The organism is Halomonas sp. ND22Bw (genome assembly GCF_003011945.1).
Classification (GTDB): domain Bacteria; phylum Pseudomonadota; class Gammaproteobacteria; order Pseudomonadales; family Halomonadaceae; genus Halomonas; species Halomonas halophila.
On the sequence record NZ_PXWD01000666.1, the window covers coordinates 1 to 279 of the forward strand.

Sequence of the window (279 nt, forward strand, 5' to 3'; positions counted from 1 at the left end):
GGATGGTCTTGCCCGCCAGGTCGGCCGGCTTCTTGAGGGCGCCGTCCCTGCGCACGATGATGGCGTTGGGATTCAGGTCGTCCTGGATCGCCACGGCCCTGAGCGCGGCCTGCGGGTTGGCGACGTTGAACTCGATCATCGACGACAGGTCGGCCGAGGCCACGTCGTAGGCGCCGCTGCCGACCAGGCTGATGGCGGCCGTCGAGCCGTTGCCGGTGTCGATGGCGACATCGAGGCCCGCATCCTTGTAGTAGCCGCGCTGGTGCGCCAGCAGGAAGC

Annotated in this window: 1 protein-coding gene; it reads right to left on the reverse strand. The window is 68.8% G+C overall.

Features of this window, described 5'->3' with window-relative positions; all coding sequences use genetic code 11:
• The coding region (locus CVH10_RS19810; RefSeq protein ID WP_146143141.1) for an ABC transporter substrate-binding protein at window positions 1-279 on the reverse strand (279 nt) is incomplete at both ends.